Annotated in this window: 12 protein-coding genes; 1 reads left to right on the plus strand and 11 read right to left on the minus strand. The window is 71.8% G+C overall.

Annotation, left to right across the window (positions count from 1 at the left end; translation table 11 throughout):
• Positions 1–26: 26 nt before the first annotated feature.
• Positions 27–689, minus strand: a complete 663-nt coding sequence (locus tag ACN27F_RS02390) for a hypothetical protein (RefSeq protein WP_421430908.1) — start codon at positions 687–689, stop codon at positions 27–29.
• A 138-nt stretch (positions 690–827) separates the two neighbouring features.
• A complete protein-coding gene (locus tag ACN27F_RS02395) occupies positions 828–3092 on the minus strand; it encodes a N,N-dimethylformamidase beta subunit family domain-containing protein (protein WP_421430909.1) in 2265 nt (754 codons plus the stop codon).
• Between the two features lie 173 nt (positions 3093–3265).
• Here ACN27F_RS02395 and ACN27F_RS02400 point away from each other — a divergent pair, with 173 nt between their 5' ends.
• Positions 3266–5197 (plus strand): glycoside hydrolase family 5 protein, encoded by a 1932-nt coding sequence (locus ACN27F_RS02400; RefSeq protein WP_421430910.1) that lies wholly within the window; start codon positions 3266–3268, stop codon positions 5195–5197.
• A 23-nt stretch (positions 5198–5220) separates the two neighbouring features.
• Here ACN27F_RS02400 and ACN27F_RS02405 read toward each other — a convergent pair whose 3' ends face one another.
• The 9 genes from ACN27F_RS02405 to ACN27F_RS02445 are packed head-to-tail and all read right to left on the minus strand — an operon-like array spanning position 5221 to position 16372.
• The gene (locus tag ACN27F_RS02405) at positions 5221–6171 is read right to left on the minus strand and encodes an AfsA-related hotdog domain-containing protein (protein ID WP_421430911.1); all 951 of its coding nucleotides are present in this window, start codon (positions 6169–6171) and stop codon (positions 5221–5223) included.
• Positions 6171–7076 (minus strand): LLM class F420-dependent oxidoreductase, encoded by a 906-nt coding sequence (locus ACN27F_RS02410; protein WP_421430912.1) that lies wholly within the window; start codon positions 7074–7076, stop codon positions 6171–6173. Before ACN27F_RS02410 ends, ACN27F_RS02405 begins: the two co-directional genes overlap by 1 nt.
• The gene (locus ACN27F_RS02415; protein WP_421430913.1) at positions 7076–7984 is read right to left on the minus strand and encodes a hypothetical protein; all 909 of its coding nucleotides are present in this window, start codon (positions 7982–7984) and stop codon (positions 7076–7078) included. The genes ACN27F_RS02410 and ACN27F_RS02415 overlap by 1 nt, the downstream gene beginning before the upstream one ends.
• Complete coding sequence (locus ACN27F_RS02420; protein WP_421430914.1) at positions 7981–8961, minus strand: nucleoside-diphosphate kinase; 981 nt, start codon at positions 8959–8961, stop codon at positions 7981–7983. Before ACN27F_RS02420 ends, ACN27F_RS02415 begins: the two co-directional genes overlap by 4 nt.
• The gene (locus ACN27F_RS02425) at positions 8958–10091 is read right to left on the minus strand and encodes an SDR family oxidoreductase (protein WP_421430915.1); all 1134 of its coding nucleotides are present in this window, start codon (positions 10089–10091) and stop codon (positions 8958–8960) included. The genes ACN27F_RS02420 and ACN27F_RS02425 overlap by 4 nt, the downstream gene beginning before the upstream one ends.
• A complete protein-coding gene (locus ACN27F_RS02430; RefSeq protein ID WP_421430916.1) occupies positions 10088–10348 on the minus strand; it encodes an acyl carrier protein in 261 nt (86 codons plus the stop codon). Before ACN27F_RS02430 ends, ACN27F_RS02425 begins: the two co-directional genes overlap by 4 nt.
• Complete coding sequence (locus ACN27F_RS02435; protein WP_421430917.1) at positions 10348–12021, minus strand: DUF6001 family protein; 1674 nt, start codon at positions 12019–12021, stop codon at positions 10348–10350. Before ACN27F_RS02435 ends, ACN27F_RS02430 begins: the two co-directional genes overlap by 1 nt.
• A complete protein-coding gene (locus tag ACN27F_RS02440) occupies positions 12018–13703 on the minus strand; it encodes an AMP-binding protein (protein WP_421430918.1) in 1686 nt (561 codons plus the stop codon). Before ACN27F_RS02440 ends, ACN27F_RS02435 begins: the two co-directional genes overlap by 4 nt.
• Positions 13700–16372, minus strand: a complete 2673-nt coding sequence (locus ACN27F_RS02445; protein WP_421430919.1) for a phosphoenolpyruvate synthase — start codon at positions 16370–16372, stop codon at positions 13700–13702. The genes ACN27F_RS02440 and ACN27F_RS02445 overlap by 4 nt, the downstream gene beginning before the upstream one ends.
• Positions 16373–16440: the final 68 nt, after the last annotated feature.

The following is a 16440-nucleotide window of genomic DNA, read 5'->3' on the forward strand; positions in this document are numbered from 1 at the left end:
CGATCCGGCCGAGCCGGCTCGGCCGGTCAGCCGAAATCGTCGATGTCCGCAGCGTCCGCGGCGTCGTCGGCCAGCGACGGTACCGACCACGGGTCGGTCGGTAGCAGCGGCCCGTCCGGAAGTTCCGACGGGTCGTGCGGTTCGTCGTACCCCATCGGTTCCGCCTCCACCGGCGCGGATTCGGGCAGCGACGGGTCGTGGCGGTCCACCACGTCGCCGTCGCCCACGCCGAAGGCCAGGTCCCGGGAGGAAGTCGGGTCGAGTTCGGCACCGTCCAGGCCGTCGGCCGGGGAGACCGGGTCGGTGGCGGCGTCGGTCTCGTCGTCGAGGAAATGGGCCGCGTCGAGACCGCCAGCCGTCCCGACGGACAGCTCGATCTCCTCGACGGGCGGATCGGACGCCTCGTCGACAGCGGCCGGAACGGTCGCGAGCAGGTCGAAGGGCGAGTCGGCCGCGGTCGCCGGGAGGTCGTGGTCGATGACCGGTCCGTGCGCCATGACGAACGGGGCCAGATGCTCGGCCACCTCGGCCGCAGCGGTGTCGGCATAGCTGACGACGGCCTGGGCGAGAAGGTCGGCCGGCAGCTCGGGGTGACCGCTGGCGCGCAGCACAGCGGCGACGTCGCGGTCGGCCCCGGCCGCGCCGGCGAGCCCCGCGAAGATCTCGTGTAAAGATCGTGCCGGTGCCATACCCACCACTGTAAGTACTCGACCACGGGGACACGACAGGGGGACATCCCCCGGGGCGGCCCCTAACCCGGCCGCCGGGCCGCACGCAGGGTCGCAGCGCCCGTCCGTCACGCGGTCAGCGGCTCGGCTACCGCGACGTCACCGGTCCACGCCCATGTGGTGCAGGACGTTGCGAGTGAGCATCTGCAGGCCCGGGTCGACCGCGAGGGCTCCCGGATAGTTGGTCGCGCCGGCGTTGAGCACGACCCCGCCCGTCGGACGCTCCCAGTAGATGAGGTCAGCCCCGTGCCCCGGGTCCGCACCCCAGTGCGCGACGAACCGCGGACCGTGATCGGCGTGGGCGAGAACGGTCAGTCCCTCCGGGTCCGACGCCGGCATGCCCTGTACCTCCGGCAGCCCGTCCACCTCGTATCCGCTCACGGCGGGGCCGTCATGGGAGCGGGTGCCGATCAGGTTGTCGGCCTCGATCGGCACCGGCTGCGGATCGTGGAACAGGAAGTGATCGGGTGACATGACCGTGAAGGGCGCGAAGGCGGTACGGTCACCGCTGTCGATCCAGCCCAGCGTCTCCAGGCCCAACAGCTCGCTGGCTGACTGCCCGAGACAGGACCATTTGCCACCAGGGCGGCCATCGGTGTGCCAGCGCTCGCCCCACTCGTGCGGCGGCAGCCAGGCGACGCCGGTCCCCTCCCCCGGGTGCGTGGTCTTGCGGGTTTCGATCACCTTCGTGTCCTGGTCGTAGCTGACCCGCCAGAAGGCCGTGTTGCCGCTGAGGCACACCACGTTGCCCCCACCACGCAGATAGTTCTCGACCCCGTCACGCATGTTCTGCGTCCAGTATTCGTCGTGGCCCACGATCATCAGCGCGGCGAAGTGTTCCAGCAAGCCCGGGTCGGCGTCGAGCTCGGCGTCGGTGATGCACTCGTACGAGTAGCCCTCGCGTGCCAGCCAGGACTCCGCGTGTCGCTCGGGCCGGACCAGATGCTGGTGAACGGTGGCGTCGCGCAGGTGACTGCGGTGTACGAACGGCCGCACCCGGGGCAGTGGCATCTTCATCCCGAGGTTGAAGAAGAGCCGGCCGCTGATGTTACGGCTGTACGCCGAGGAGGCGAGACCGGGAATGCTCACGCCGTCGGTGGCCCGGCGGGCGTACGCGGTCCAGGTGAACGTCGCGTACAACAACGCGACCGAACGCGGCAGGCGCGGCCGGGGACGCACGACCACGAACGGCAGTTCCAACGGCTCGTCCTCGGCGCCGATCAACGTCACCCGCACGTAGTAGGTGCCGCTGTCGGCGGACTCGGGCACGTCGATCTCGACGCCCGCCGGCCAACCGCAGTCGACGAGGTCGTCGGAGGAGAACCGGATGCAGCCGCCCCGAGTCGGGTCGGCGTCCGGGTCGTAGCCGGGTCGGCCGATGGCCTGCGATGCCGGCGGTCCCGGGATGTTGAGTGTCGGAGTGTTGACCAGGGTCAGCGGCCGCTCGTTGCCGCTGTTGTCCGCCGCGGTCGTGCCGCGGCGTTCCCGCAGCGGCCAGTGGGTGAGCAACGCCTCGGTCGCCACCGCTACGGTCGGCGACATGGCGCGGTCGTCGGTGAGGGCGACCACCTCGTGCCGGGTTAGTCCGCGCGAGAAGATCGCGACACTGCTCACGTCCCCGTCCAGCAGGTGGTCGACGAGGCCGCTCTGCGCCGCCGCGGCGACGCGCACCGTGCCGGCCGCCGCGTCGCCGATCGCCGCCGCTCCCTCGGCCGCGACGGTGCCGTCGACCCACAACCGCACCCGGTCGCCATCGACGGTGAAAGCGAGGTGGACCCATTCGCCGAGTCGGTTCGACAGGGATGCGACGGCGAAGGTCCAGTTCACCCGGTCGTGGTGCCCGCCGTCGCCGACGTAGCAGCCCGGGTGGCCGTCGGCGTCGATTCCGATCGCCCAACCGCAGCGGTCCGGGTAGTCCAGGTCGCTGACGACCGCCGCCCAGCTGGACGTCTCGACGGTCACCGGCAGGTGCCACACCCGGACCCAGGCGGAAACCGACCCCGGTCGGCTGACCGGGCTGTTCCCGGCGAAGCCGTACGACCCGGGGTGCACGTCGTACCGGCGTGCCGAGGTGGACGACGCCCGCCCCAGCCAGGTCACCTCGGCCCGGTCGGCGGCGTCGTCCGGCTCGGGCAGCAGCAGCGCGTGCTGCCCGAGCCGGCCGACCGCGACGTCGTACGCGGCCGGCGCCGACAGATGCACCCGTAGCGTCTCACCGGGTCGTACGCCGATCGGATCCACGTAGCCCATCAGGCTGGCCACCCGGACCGGGCGGTGCGCAGGTGCCTGGTGAAGGGCCGGATCGTCGCCGAGGCGGACCTGCCACCCGGTGGCGGATGCTGCCGTTCGCGCATCGGTTGACATGGGTCTACCCGTCCTTGCTCGGGTCGAACGGTGCCAGCCGCACGGTATGACCCGTCAACGCGATGGCGTCACGTGCCGCCAGTGCGGCGAACTGATCGAGAGACGTGTATGTTATCGGAGAACCATCCGCACGGTCCGTGAGTTTCGAGCGTTCGCTTCCTTGGGAGTGTGGCGTGCGTCGGTCAGTTGTCGTCGCGTCGACGGTTCCGTTGGTCATCGCCCTTGTCGCTCAGGTGCCGCCGGCCGCGGTGGCCGCTGCCGGCGAGCGCCCCACCGCCCGGCCACAACCGCAGGCGGGCGCCGTGTCGGCGGCCACCACATGGACTCCCCCGCTGAGCACCCGGGGTCGGTACATCGTCGACGCCGCCGGCGCACGGTTCAGGCTGAAGTCCGGGAACTGGCACGGTGCGAGCGGCACCTGGACCGGTCGCGGAGATCCGGAAGAGGACGCCAACCACCACGCCGGTCAGAATTCGGGGCGGATACCCATGGGCCTCGACCGGGCACCGGTATCGGAGATCGTCTCCAGCTTCCAGGAGATCGGCGTCAACAGCGTCCGGCTGCCGTTCTCCAACGAGATGCTGCACGACCAACGCCCGGTGACCGACGCCGCGGTAGCGGCCAACCCGAGCCTACGCGGGCGCACCCCGTTGCAGGTCTACGACGCGGTGGTGGCGGCCCTCACCACCGCCGGTCTGGCGGTCATCCTCAACAACCACACCAACACCACCCGCTGGTGCTGTTCCGTCGACGGCAACGAGCGGTGGAACGCCTCCCAGTCCGACGCGGACTGGGAGGCCGACTGGCTCTTCCTCGTCCGCCGCTACCGGGACAATCCGCGGGTGGTCGGCGCGGACCTCTACAACGAGGTCCGCCGTTCCATCTGGGACGACCCGAACTGGGGCCTGGGTGACGACCACGACTGGTTCGCCGCCTCCCAGCGCCTCGGTGACCGGATCCTGCAGGAGGCAAACCCCGACCTGCTCATCATCGTGGAGGGCATCAACTGGTTCGGACTGCCGGTGGACGGGCTCCCGCACGGGCGGCCCACGCTGGAGCCGACCCGGCGGCTCTCGCACACCCTGGTCAGGTCCGGGAAGCTGGTCTACTCTGCCCACTTCTACGACTACACCGGTCCCAACCACAGCGGGGCGACCGGACTCGGCGAGACCAGCGACCCCCGCTACCGCGACTTCGGCCGCACCGACCTGCACGACGTCCTGTACCAGCAGGCGTTCTTCGCCGCAGCCGAGGCCGAGCAGCACTTCACCGCGCCGGTCTTGATCAGCGAGTTCGGCATCGGTCGTGGCGCGACCAGCGGCGACCAGCGGGCCTGGTTCGACGACTTCGTCGACTACCTCGTCCAACGCGACGCCGACTTCGCCTACTGGCCGCTGGTCGGGTGGTACGAAAGCCGCAGCGCCGACGGCTGGGCACTGCTGGAGTGGGACAGCGCCGGCAACCGCGCCAGTGTGTTCGACGGTGCCGACTGGCGGGCCGGCGCCTGGGGCCGGTTGGTCGGCCACACCGGCCGTGCCGGACCCGTGGCACCGGTGCCGCGCTGGTCGATGCTCAGCCCCGACCACGCAGACTTCGTCCAGTCGCTACGGATGCGGGCGGAGCCGGACTGGGACAGTGGCGCCCGCAAGGCCGCCTGCCCGGACGGGCAACGGCTCATCGGTCTGAGCCACACCGGCAACCGGGGGTTGTGCACCGACACCGATGCCACCGACCTCTGGTCCGCCACCGGCCGGTACGACGTCGTCGTCGACGAGCGTCACGTCGACCCGCGCAACGACTGGGCACCGGGCTACACCAAGCTGCAGTGCCCGGACGGATCCTTCCTCATCGGTTACAGCGTCCGCGGTACCGCGGTCTCGACGGCACTGTGCGCCGCGACGGCCACCGCTCTACCCGCCGGCGGTCGGACCGTGTGGTTCGATCGCGGCGACAACCGCCCCGGCGATGCCCGCGGTGGTGACTTCGCCCATGGCCGTTACAAGGGGCAGTGTGCCAGCCACGAGTACGCCGCCGGCATCGCCTACACCGGGCGGATCTTCTCGGCCCGTACTCCTGACGCGCTGTACTGCCGGCCCCTGCGGTGAGCCGGCCACACCGGCCATGCCGATCACGACGACGGACCGGGCTGCTGCCCGGTCAGCACGGTGAACGCGGCGAGCGCGGCGCCGCCCTGCACCACCGCGACCGACAGCCCGCCGTCCGCCCCCGCCCGGGCGGTCAGATGCACGGGCGCGTCGAGCTCGGCGAACGTGTGGAACGAGCCGGCGAAACCGGTCATCACCGCGGTGGCGGGTTCGGGACTCAACGCGGCACCGAGCTGGCGGGCCGCCTCGATGAGCAGGGTTCCCGGAACATGGTCCAGCCGATGGTCGAACAGGCCCGGGTGGCCGAAGGGCAGCAGCACCCGCGCGCCGGCCTCGTCCCGATCCTGGCGCAGCTCGGCGAGCAGCACGTCGGCGGAACGGAGCCGGCCGACGGTCGCCGGGGCGACGGCACCGCCGAGACGCGGCGACAGCTGATCCGACCAGGGCGGCGGTGACCCGTCGCGGGCCCGACGACGCAGCACCGGATAGGCGGCCGGGGACACGACCGACGAGGTGATCGTCACACGCCCGATCCGCGCACCGCCGATCGACAGCTCGCACCGGGCCGTGACGGAGCGGATCCGGCTGCCCGCCCGGACCACCGATACGTCGACGCGCATGGTCAGCGTGGTCGGGCCGACGGGCCGATGCAGGTACCCGTCGGCCGGCACGTCCAACTCGCAGGCGTCCATCAGGAAGCGGGTGTCCTCGGCCAGGTCCAGGTGATCGTGACCCACGTAGATGAGAACCTGCCGGCAGGCCTCCAGCAGCAGCATCGGGTCGAGGTGGCGGTTCGCCGCCGCAGCGTGCGCCGAGTAGTACGGGTGTCCCGCGGGCAGCACGGCCGCCGCGGCGTATCCGCCCCCACCGTACGGACGGACCTCGGTGAGAAAGACGGTGTCGGCGTGCCGGCGGTGCACGGCGGCGGGGTCGACCGTGGCACCGGACAGGGGTGGTAGCCGGGTATCGGTCATCAACAGCGTCCTTCCTCGTGCTGGTCCTCGTCGTGCTGGTCCTCGCGCAGCAGACCCGTGCGGGCGATCGCGGTGAGTGCTTCGAGGTGCTCGCCGAGCGAACTGAACCCGGCGCCGAGGGTGCTCACCGCCAGGTGCGTGGCACCGGCTTCGCGCCAGCGCCGGGCCGTCGCGGCGACCCCGGCCGCGCCGCCGTCGGTGTAGCGGACCCGACCGTGCATGCCGATGGCCGCCGCGGGCCGGCCGGCGGCCTCGGCCGCCGCCATGACCATCGCCCGGGCCGCGGCCAGCTCGGGTCCAGGCGCCAGGCGGGGCATCCAGCCGTCGCCGATGCGGCCTGCCCGGCGGTACGCCGCCGGGCAGGCGCCGCCGATCCAGATCGGAATCGGGCGCTGCGGCAGGGGGTTGATGCCGGCCGCCACGACCTGTTCGCCGCCGTGGCCGAAGGTGACCGACCGCTGCTGCCACAACGCGCGCAACAGGGCGATCTGCTGGTCGAGCCGTTCGCCCCGGGACCGCATGGGCCGGCCGAGCGCCTCGTACTCCACGCTGTTCCAGCCGATGCCGACGCCCAGTCGCAGCCGGCCGCCGGAGAGCAGATCGACCTCGGCCGCCTGCTTGGCGACCAGCGCGGTCTGCCGCTGCGGCAGCACCAGCACGCCGGTCACGAGGTCGAGGTCGCAGACCCCGGCGAGGTAGCCGAAGAGCACCAGCGGCTCGTGGAACGGGTGGTCCACGTCGTACACGCCGCGCCAACCGGGATGCCCGGCCGGATCGGCGCCGAGTACGTGGTCGTACGCGAACAGGTGGCCGAACCCCAGGTCCTGCACCGCGCGGGCGTACTCGCGCAGTGCTCGTGGACCGCCGTGCAGCTCGCCCTGTGGTAGAACGACTCCGATCTCCATCACGCCAGCACCCCGCCGACGACCAGACCCGCGTCCAGGACGATCAGGTAGAGCATGGCGAACGCCGTCGGCCACCGCCGCGCCCGACCGCCCAGATAGGCGACGGCACCGGCGATCGGGAAGACCAGCGCCAGGTACGGCAGAAACGCGACGACCGGCAGGTGCCACGGCTCGGTGACCGCGGCCAGCAGGACGCACGCGACAAGCGCCCAGCCGAGCGTGAGCACGCCGCTGCCGGTGGCACCCAGCGCCGTACCCGAGTACGTCCGGGTGCCCGCACGGGGTGCGCGTACCGTCTTGCGGGCGAACTCGAAGTGCAGGAACGCGGCAGCGAACACGAGGGTCAGCAGGGCCGGGCGGGCACCCGGCGGTACCACCCCGGTGCCGGTCGCGCAGGCGTACAGGTAGCCGCCGATCATCAGCTGCACCGGGTATGCCACGACGATGTAGGGCAGCGGCCGGTCACGCAACGTCGGCATCCGCAGCGCGAACCGGGTGAGCAGTTCGGCGTAGCCGAGCAGGGCCGCCAGCACCACCGCCGACCAGGGCGCGAGCGGCGCGTTGACGACGACCGCCAGCGCGGCCACCGCGAGGCCGGCCCGGCGCAGTTCGGTCACGCTGACCAGCCCGGTGACGAGCGGGCGGTCCGGATTGTGCACCCGGTCGTACGACTCGTCCATCCGCTCGTCGGCCAGCCGCAGGCAGAGCAGGACCGCGACGATCGTCACGGCCCGGACCAACGATCCGGCCGACGGCCGCCAGGCTCCCCCGGCGGCCAGCACCGCGGCCGCCTCGTACGCGCCCGCCCACAGCACGGCGTAGGTGAGGTGTACCCCGGGCGCGAAGACAGCACCGAGAAACGCTCGGTAGCGCACCAGTGCCGGGGCCGGCCCGGCCGCGCTGGTCATGATCCCGCGACGGCGGCCAGTGCCCGCCACCGCCCGGGATCGGCGCCGGCCAGCAGTTGCCCGTACTGCGGGCGGGTCAGGGGTAACGCGTGGCTGCCCACCACGACCAGATCCCAGCCGGTCAGCGGCAGGTCCGCCGACCAGACCAGCTCTACCACCGGTCGCCAGCTGGCCGGCTCACCGGTGACCGACGCCAGCCCGTCGTCCAGCGCCCGCCGTACCTGCTCCGGTAGGGCGGCCGTCGCGAGCAGCTGCGCCACCGCCCTGGCCAGGCGGCGGGCCGAGGCGGCGAACTCCAGGTCGTGCGGGGGGTGCTCGGCGTAGAGCGCGACGGCGAGGGCGGCCGCGTCGTCGGACCGGTCGGTGTCCGCCAGCGCTTGGCGGATCAGCGCGCGGCGGTCGCTGTAGGCCAGCAGGATGCCGAGCTCCCGGACCAGGTCGGCCGGCTCGTCGGAGGCGTGTACCAGGTTGAGCAGGAAGCCGAAGTCGCCGAGCCGGGTACGCAGCTGGCCCGGGCGGCGCCGGGCCGGGTCCGCCGGTCCCTTGCCGACGCTGAGTGCCACCGTCGCCGGCACGTCGACCGGTCCGGCCGGGCGCAGCAGGAACACCAGCGAGTCGCACTGCCCGCACAGCGCGTCGGCGAGCAGGCAGCGCTGGGGTGTCGCCCGGTTCAGCTGGTAGCGCCAGATGGCGCGGACCGCCTCGCGGCGCATCCGCAGTCGCCCCGTCGCCACGATCCGCAGACCCTCGTCCTGCAGCCATCCGATGATCCGCCCGATCGAGCGCGACGCCACGGCGTCCGGCTTCATCAGCAGCATGGCGTGCCCGTACGCGAACCGCACCGGGTCCGGCACCAGCGCCGACAGTTGCTCGTAGGCTTCCAGGAAGTAGCTGTCGGTGCCGTGGTACCGCTGCTTGTCCGGATCGTGGGTCAGTCCGGCGGGGAACGGCGGCCCGTAGGCCACGCCGCCGCTCATCGGCGGCTGACCCGGCTCAGCGTGTCCGCCACGCCCGGCAGCGGCGCACCGAGGTAGCCCACCTTGACCGCGTAGTCGATGACCCGTCGCAGGTGGTTCGGCCCGTCGGCCAGTCGCCGGTACGCCCGCAACCCCGCCGCCGTGCTGTCGTCGAAGTGCTGGCGGCGACGGAAGTAGCTTTCGTACAGCGACATGACCCGGTCCCAGTAGCCACGCTCGAGGGTCGGCAGGGTGGCCGGATCGAACGTGGCCGGCGCGAGGTAGCGGGGAACGCGGAACGACGGGTACTCGGCGAGCACGTCGGAGATGTGGCGCATCCGTACCGACGCCCCCACGGCGTGCAGGGTGCGGTCACGGGCCCGGGCGAAGTCGTCGACCACGGCGGCGATCAGCGCCACCACGTGATCGACCGGCACGAGGTCGACGCAGGCGTCGAAGTAGCCCGGGATCGCGCGGATGCGGCCCTGGGACAGCAGCTTCAGGACGACGTACAGGTTCTTGAAGTCGCGGACCACACCGGTGCGGGCGGCACCGACGACGACGCTGGGCCGGATCACCGCGGTCGGCAGACCGTCCGCGGCGGCCTTGCGTACCAGCTGCTCGGCGGCGAGCTTGCTCTCCTCGTACGGATTGCCGAACCGCTGTCCGACGTCGAGTTGCGACTCCAGGATGGCGCCGTCCCGCTCACCGCACACGTACGCGGTACTGACGTGTACCAACGGGATGGACCGCTCACGGGCCAGTTCCAGCACGTGGGCCGTGCCGGTCGTGTTGATCGCCTGGTAGACCTCGCGGGGCCGGCCGAAATCGGTGATCGCGGCGGCGTGCACGATCAGGTCGAGCCCGTCCGCCAGCTCCGCCCAGGTCTCGGGCCCGATGCCCAGCCGCCCGACGGTGACGTCCCCGGTGACCAGCCGCACCGGGCCCGCCCCTGCGTCCGGTGCTGTCCCGCCGTCCGGTGCTGTCCCGCCGTCCGACGACGCGATGACCCGGCCGTTGTTGGCGATCAGCGCTCGGGTGTGGTGTACCAGGGCATGCACCCGGTGTCCGGCCTTCACCAGGCGGGCGCAGACCTCGGCGCCGACCAGTCCGGCCGCCCCGGTGACCAGGATCTTCTTTGGCACGCTCACGCCGGCCCTCCGATGCCGCGCCGCTGGCGGACCAGGTTCAGGACGTCCCCGGCGGTCGTCACGTCCACCGACTCACCCAGGTCGAGCGGGGGCACCTGGAACTGCCGTTCCAGGGCCATCGCCAGTTCGATCAACCGGATCGAGTCGAACATCAGGTCATCGCGCAGCCGGGTGTCCGCCGCGACGTGCGGCATCGGGCGTGGCGCCATCGCGGCGATGATCGCCAAACCGGTCGTTTCGTCGAACGCGCCGTCCATCACGCCTCCTGTGCTGCGGCGCCGGCCCGCGCGTGCGGCTGAACACCGCCACTGGAAAGCAGGTCCTGCGCTTCGTCAAGGGGAAGTTGCTGGTCCAGATAGGCGCCGAGGCGCAGCAGGTCGTAGCCGATGTCGAGGGTGCGTTGCCAGCCGTGGGCGGACTCGAACGACGACGGAAACGCCTCCCCGCCCGAGGCCGTACGAATCTCGGCGACGTACTCCCCCATGACCGTGAGCAGGCCGCCGGCCTCCTCCTCGGTGGTGGCCGAGGTCGCGTAGAGCCGTTCGGCGAGGACCCGGATCCGCCGATACCCGCCGGGCAGCAGGTCGAGCCGGTGCAGCAGCTCTGGATCGGGCGGCAGCGGGCTCACTCCGTACGCGCTGAGCAGCGCGCGCAGCCCGCCGTTGACCGCGCGCGCCGTGGTGAGCGCGGCGACCCGCCACTGTCCACGGTCCAGCGCGCCGCGCAGGTCCTCCAGCGCGTTCTCGATCATGAAGTTGCCCCACATCAGCGCCATCGCGGCGGCGGCGAAGCGCGGCGCCGGCATCGGCAGCAGTGCGATCGCGCGCGGATGCGGCGGTTCGGCCCCGGCCAGGCCGAGGATCGGGCTGCTCGTCGTCGGCGCGGGGGTGATCGCGCCGAGCGGTGCGGCCATCGGCAGCCGGGGCGAGATCGGGGCGCCCTGCCAGGTGATCCGGATCAGGCCGTACCGCAGGTAGGCGGCGATCAGTTCGCCCGCGTCGGCGACGCCGACCCGCTCGGCGTCGGCGCACAGCGCCGCGAGTGCTCGACCCCAGACGACGCGCCGCCACATCCGGGTGGCGGTGACGCCGAGGACGAACACGTCACGGCGGTCACGCACCAGGTGTACCCGGTCGTCGATCTGCCAGGTGGTCACCTCCGGCGCCCGCGCCACCACCAGCCGGTGCGGCTCGTCGGCGCAGCCGCTCACGCCGAGCGCCGCGACCAGGCGTACGCAGTCCTGTGCGTGTTCGACCGCCCGGCCGGCACCGGGCGCGGCGTTGGCGATCGTCCAGTAGCGTTCGACCAGCGGATCCCCGGCGAGTCGGTCGAGTTGCAGCGACAGCCACTTCGGCTCGATGTACGTCTCGCCCCGCCGTGCCAGGTAGCTCTTGGCGGCCTGTTGGAGGCCGGCCCGCGCCCACACCGCGGCCGATTCCGCCTGGCCGAGGGCGAGCAGCGTCACGGCATGCCGGACGGACTGGCGCGCGTGCTCGGCCCACCACTGGGCCATGACGGCGGCGAAGTCGTCGTACGCGAGGTTGTCGCGGATCTTGCCGACCAGGTCCGGGCGGTGCACGACGTGCGCGCGGAGCAGCCGCTGGCACCGGTTGAGCAGATGCTCGTCAAGCGTGGCGATCCGGCGCGCGGTGCGCCCGACGTGCCTACGGACCTGCTGCAGGTGGCCGATGATCTGCCCGGTGGACCGGGTACGGATCTCGACCCGGCGCCCGTCGATGAAGAAGATCGTCGGCATCGTCGGCATGTCGGTCTCCTGGTCGGCGATCAGGAGGAAGTCGATGTCGGAGCGCGAGTTGCCGAAGCCCTCGGCGATGGAGCCCTCCAGGATCAGTGCGGCGCCGTCAGGGTGGTCGATGCGTTCGAGCGTGGCGGTGGCGAGCGCGCCGATCTCGGCCTCGGTGAGGATCATGCGGGTACCCCCGGCTCGACGATCGTGGCGTCGAGGGTCCCCTCCTGCAGGTGCTGCCACATCCGGCGACGGCGTGGTTTCCCGCTGGTGGTGTGCTGGATCAGACCGTTGCCGCCGAGGGCGAACCGGATCCGCGGCTCGTCGCCCAACCGGGAGCGCAGGGCCTGGTAGGCGGCATCCCGCCAGCCATGGTGCCTGCCCTCGACGAGCAGCAGCACGCCGGCACGGTCGGTCTCGGGCGCGCTGATCACCACGCAGCGGCTGATGGACAGACCGGTCGCCTCGACGACCGCGGCCTCGAGGTCCTCGACGTAGACGGTGCGGCCCCGGACCTTGAGACTGTCGCCCATCCGGCCCAGCACGAACAACTGGCCGTCGTGCAGGAAGCCGGCGTCGCCGGTACGCAGGCCGTCCGGGGTGAAGCGGGTGCCGCCGGAGCCGGCGTCGTTGGTGTAGCCCGAGGTGACCGTCTCCCCGCTGACCCTGATCTCGCCCAGGTGACCCGGCGGCAACTCGACGCCGTCGCCATCGACGATGCCGATCCGGGTGCCGAGACGCGGACCACCACAGCCGGTGAGCCAGCCGCTACGTGCCGGCACCGGCTCCTCACCGAGGTGGAACTGCCGGGTCAGCGTCACCTGGTGGCCGAACCGCAGACCGTCCGGCCCCACCCGCACCACCAGCGGCGCGACGCCCGGATCGGTGGCGGTCACCCCGAGCGTCGTCTCGGCCATCCCGTACGCCGGTGTGAGCGCGGTACGGTCGAAGCCCGCGACGGCGGTCGCCTCGACGAAGGTGTCGAGCACCTCGGGATCGATCGTCTGGGCGCCGACGAACGCGGTCCGCCAGCCGGAAAGGTCCCAGCCGACGATGCGCTCGGCCGCGACCCGCTGCGCCGCGTACTCGTACGCGAACGGCGGCGCGGCGGTGATCGTGGCCCGGGTCATGCACTCCAGCCAGCGGCCCGGGTCGCGCAGGAACTGCGCGGGCTGCATCAGCCACAGGTCGGCCTGGCTGCACACGGTGGCGAGCAAGGTACCGATCAGCCCCATGTCGTGGTAGAGCGGCAGCCAGGAGGCCATCGAGTCGTCCTCGGCCCACTCACTCCACGCCCGGGTGCAGGAGATGTTGACGGCGAGGTTCTGCCAGGTCACCGGCACCCCCCGTGGAACACCGGTGGAGCCGGAGGTGAACTGCAGGATCGCCAGGTCGTCGGGACCGGCCTTGGGCACCTCGATCGGTTCCTCCGCCTGCCCGTGCGAGAAGGCGCGACCGGGCAGGTCCGCGGCGACCAACGCCAGGTCGGCAACCTCCTGGTAGCGCTCGGTGGTGACCATCAGAACCGGTTGGGCGCGGCGCAGGATGCCCGAGACGAGCTCCACGTACTCGGCGCTGCCGGCGAAGCTGGGCGGGGTGATCATGCACGGGGTCAGGCCGGCGGCCCAGGCCCCGAAGTACGCGCAGAGCGTCGGGTAGCTGGTCGGCATGAGCAGGCATACCACGTCCGCGGGCCGGGCACCGGCGGCGGTCATCGCGGTCGCGCTGCGCCGCGCCGCGAGCGCCAGATCCGCGTACGAGTGGTAGTCCCAGGTACCGTCGTCGGCAAGGAACCGGATCCCCTTGTCCGCCCTGGGTCTGACCAGCCAGTCACGGACGTCGGCGAAGTCCAGGGTGGTGCTCACGTGGTGCCCTCCCCGTCCGGGTCGTGCAGGATCGTGACCGTTCCGGCGCCGCCGTCCATGTGGACCGTCATGCCGGTCTCCAGCTCACGGGTGGCGCCCTTGACCTTGACGACCGTCGGCACGCCCAGCTCGCGGGCCACGATCGCGACGTGGGTCAGCGGGCTGCCGCGTTCGATGATCAGCCCGGCCGCCGACGGCAGCGCCGCGACCCAGCCCGGATCGGTGCTGTAGGTGACGAGGATGCCGCCGTTGACGTCCTGCGGTCGGCTCGCCACGACGACCCGCCCGGTCGCGACGCCCGGCGACGACGGTGTCCCGCGCAGCTCGCCGACGCCGGTGCGGGCCTGCGGGCCGGTGGTCCAACCCCCGGCTTCGAGGTTGCCCGCCCAGTAGGGGGCACCGTACGTCCGGAACCGCGACGGCGCGGACATCGTCGCCTGCCGCTGCTGGGTACGCCGGCGCACCGCCACGATGTCGCGCAGCTCGTCGTGGGCGATCTTTCCCTCGTACGCCCCGGCGAGCTCGTCGAGACGCAGCAGGAACACGTCCTCGAACCGCTCGATCGCGCCGACCCGCTGCAGATGCCGGCCGAGCGCGCGCAGCATCTGCTTGGCCGACCCGAACGCCCTCGTCCGGCAGAAGCGCAGGCGTTCGCGCGCGGCGAGCGACCGGGCCGTCTTGCGGCGGACGAGTTCGTAGATCCAGCGGCGTGGCCCACCCAGGTGCCCATCGAGATAGGCCTGCGCGCTGTCGTCGCCGGCCTGTTCCGGTGGCGCCTGCAGCGCGTCGCGCAGCATCAGGTAGAGGCTCGACGGATCCTCGCGCAGATCCGGCACCTCGAGCTTGAGCTCGTCGGGGCTGCGGTAGCCGTGCGCCGCCACGTACGCGTCGACCGCCGCGAGCAACGCGGTGTGTCCGCCCGCCGCGAGCGCGGCGGGCATCGCCGCGGGCTCGGTCCGCGTCACCAGCCGGCGTAGCTCGTCGTCGGCCTTGACGGTGGCCGCGAGCGCGGCCAGCTCGCGGGCCGGTCCGGCGGACTCGACGTCGCCGCCGGGCCGGGCGGCGGCCCAGGTCAGCCACTGCGGCGCGGCGGGCAGCCAGCGCTGTCCGAGCATGGTGAGCAGGCCCATCGACAGCAGGATCGTGGAGTCGAGCATCTGCATCGGACCCCACCGTTTGAGCAGGCCACGAATCAGGTCCTGGAACGCCCGGTACACCTCGTCGGCGGGCATCGCCGCGTAGTCGCGCTTGTCGAAGACCGCGTACTGTTCGTAGAAGTGCGCCGTGAACCTGTCGACGTCGCGGTCCATCCGCAGGTATTTCCAGAAGAACGTCGCGCAGGTCAGCAGCCGGGCGCGCCGCCGCTCCCAGGCCGAGTCGAATTCGTACGGCTGCAACCGCTGGGCGATCTCGTCCGGCAACGCCTCGTCGACGCCCATGGCGACCTCGAGCAGTTTGCGGTTGACGTCGTAGAACGGCGGGATTCGCTGGAGGCGGTACCAGTTGACGAGGTTGTAGTAGACCCGACCGTGGAAGCTGCCGAGTAGCGCGGGCAGCCATTCCTGCATCTGCCTGAGCTGTTTGTCGGGCACCCGCAAAGACCGTGCGTAGCTCTCGTACACCGCGCCGTAGACCATCGAGGCGAAGGTGAAGGTCAGCGGGGACGTGACGCCGCGAAAGCTCTCCACGATGTTCGCGTTGTCCCAGATACGCAGCTCGCCCGCCCGCTCGACACCGGCTTCGGCAGGTGCCGGCAAGGTGGTGATCGGGCGGCTCTGCAGGACCCACAGCCGGCCGTCCGCGACCGCCCACTCGATGTCCTGCGGGGTGCCGAACGCATCGCTGATCGCGCGGCCGGCCGCGCGTAGTGCGTCGAGGTCGACCCGGTCCAGCGACAGCCCCGCCCGGTCGACGTCCGGCACCTCGACGATCTCGACCCCGCCGCCGGCCGCGGGCTCGTAGCGCTCCGGCTTGTCGCCCACCTCGCAGCGCAGGACCGCTCCGGTGGCCGCGTCGAGGACCACCGTGTCGGCGTCCACCGCGCCGGAGACGACGCCCTCGCCGAGCCCGTAGACGGCGCTGACCACGTACCGGTCGCGGGCACCGGTGGTCGGATCGGCGGTGAACATCACCCCGCTGACCTCTGAGTGGACCATCTGCTGCAGGAGCACGCCCATGCCGGCCGGGCGCGACGGCAGGCCGTTGCGCGCCCGGTAGGTCAGCGACCGGGCCGAAAACGCGGATGCCCAGCAGTCCCTGACCCGGTCCAGGACCTCGCCGACCCCGGTCACGTTGAGGAAGGTGTCGAACTGGCCGGCGAAGGAATGCCTGTCACCGTCCTCCTCCAGACCGGACGAACGTACGGCGACGCTGCCGCCGCCCGCGGCCAGGTACGCCGCGTGGATCGTCTCGGCCAGGTCGACCGGGATCTCGGTCGCCCGCATCCGGCGGGTCATCTCCGCCGCGACGCGCTGCGGTTCCTCCTCGGCACGACTCAGCAACACATCGATGTCATCGACTTTCTCCAGGAAAACAGCGAAGACGTCGCTGGAAACCGCGCTCCAGCACGGGACATGAACACCGAGGCCACTCATGGCCGCCAGCTTGGCCGCCTTGGCGCCCATTGGCTGCCAGCTTTCGACGCTGTCTGCTCTGGTACCGGTTGACAACCTTCCCCCCCAGCTAGTGCGCTGATCGGCGCCGGCGTGGCTTTCACTCTTGACGCCGACCGGTCTGC

Source organism: Solwaraspora sp. WMMB335 (genome assembly GCF_049179075.1).
Taxonomy (GTDB): Bacteria; Actinomycetota; Actinomycetes; order Mycobacteriales; family Micromonosporaceae; genus Micromonospora_E.

What these genes read in the sequence shown, in the direction of transcription:
- ACN27F_RS02435 (WP_421430917.1), bottom strand. Translation starts at nt 12,021, where the DNA reads ATGATCCTCACCGAGGCCGAGATCGGCGCGCTCGCCACCGCCACGCTC.
- ACN27F_RS02420 (WP_421430914.1), bottom strand. Translation starts at nt 8,961, where the DNA reads ATGAGCGGCGGCGTGGCCTACGGGCCGCCGTTCCCCGCCGGACTGACC.
- ACN27F_RS02430 (WP_421430916.1), bottom strand. Translation starts at nt 10,348, where the DNA reads ATGGACGGCGCGTTCGACGAAACGACCGGTTTGGCGATCATCGCCGCG.
- ACN27F_RS02395 (WP_421430909.1), bottom strand. Translation starts at nt 3,092, where the DNA reads ATGTCAACCGATGCGCGAACGGCAGCATCCGCCACCGGGTGGCAGGTC.
- ACN27F_RS02410 (WP_421430912.1), bottom strand. Translation starts at nt 7,076, where the DNA reads ATGGAGATCGGAGTCGTTCTACCACAGGGCGAGCTGCACGGCGGTCCA.
- ACN27F_RS02390 (WP_421430908.1), bottom strand. Translation starts at nt 689, where the DNA reads ATGGCACCGGCACGATCTTTACACGAGATCTTCGCGGGGCTCGCCGGC.
- ACN27F_RS02405 (WP_421430911.1), bottom strand. Translation starts at nt 6,171, where the DNA reads ATGACCGATACCCGGCTACCACCCCTGTCCGGTGCCACGGTCGACCCC.
- ACN27F_RS02415 (WP_421430913.1), bottom strand. Translation starts at nt 7,984, where the DNA reads ATGACCAGCGCGGCCGGGCCGGCCCCGGCACTGGTGCGCTACCGAGCG.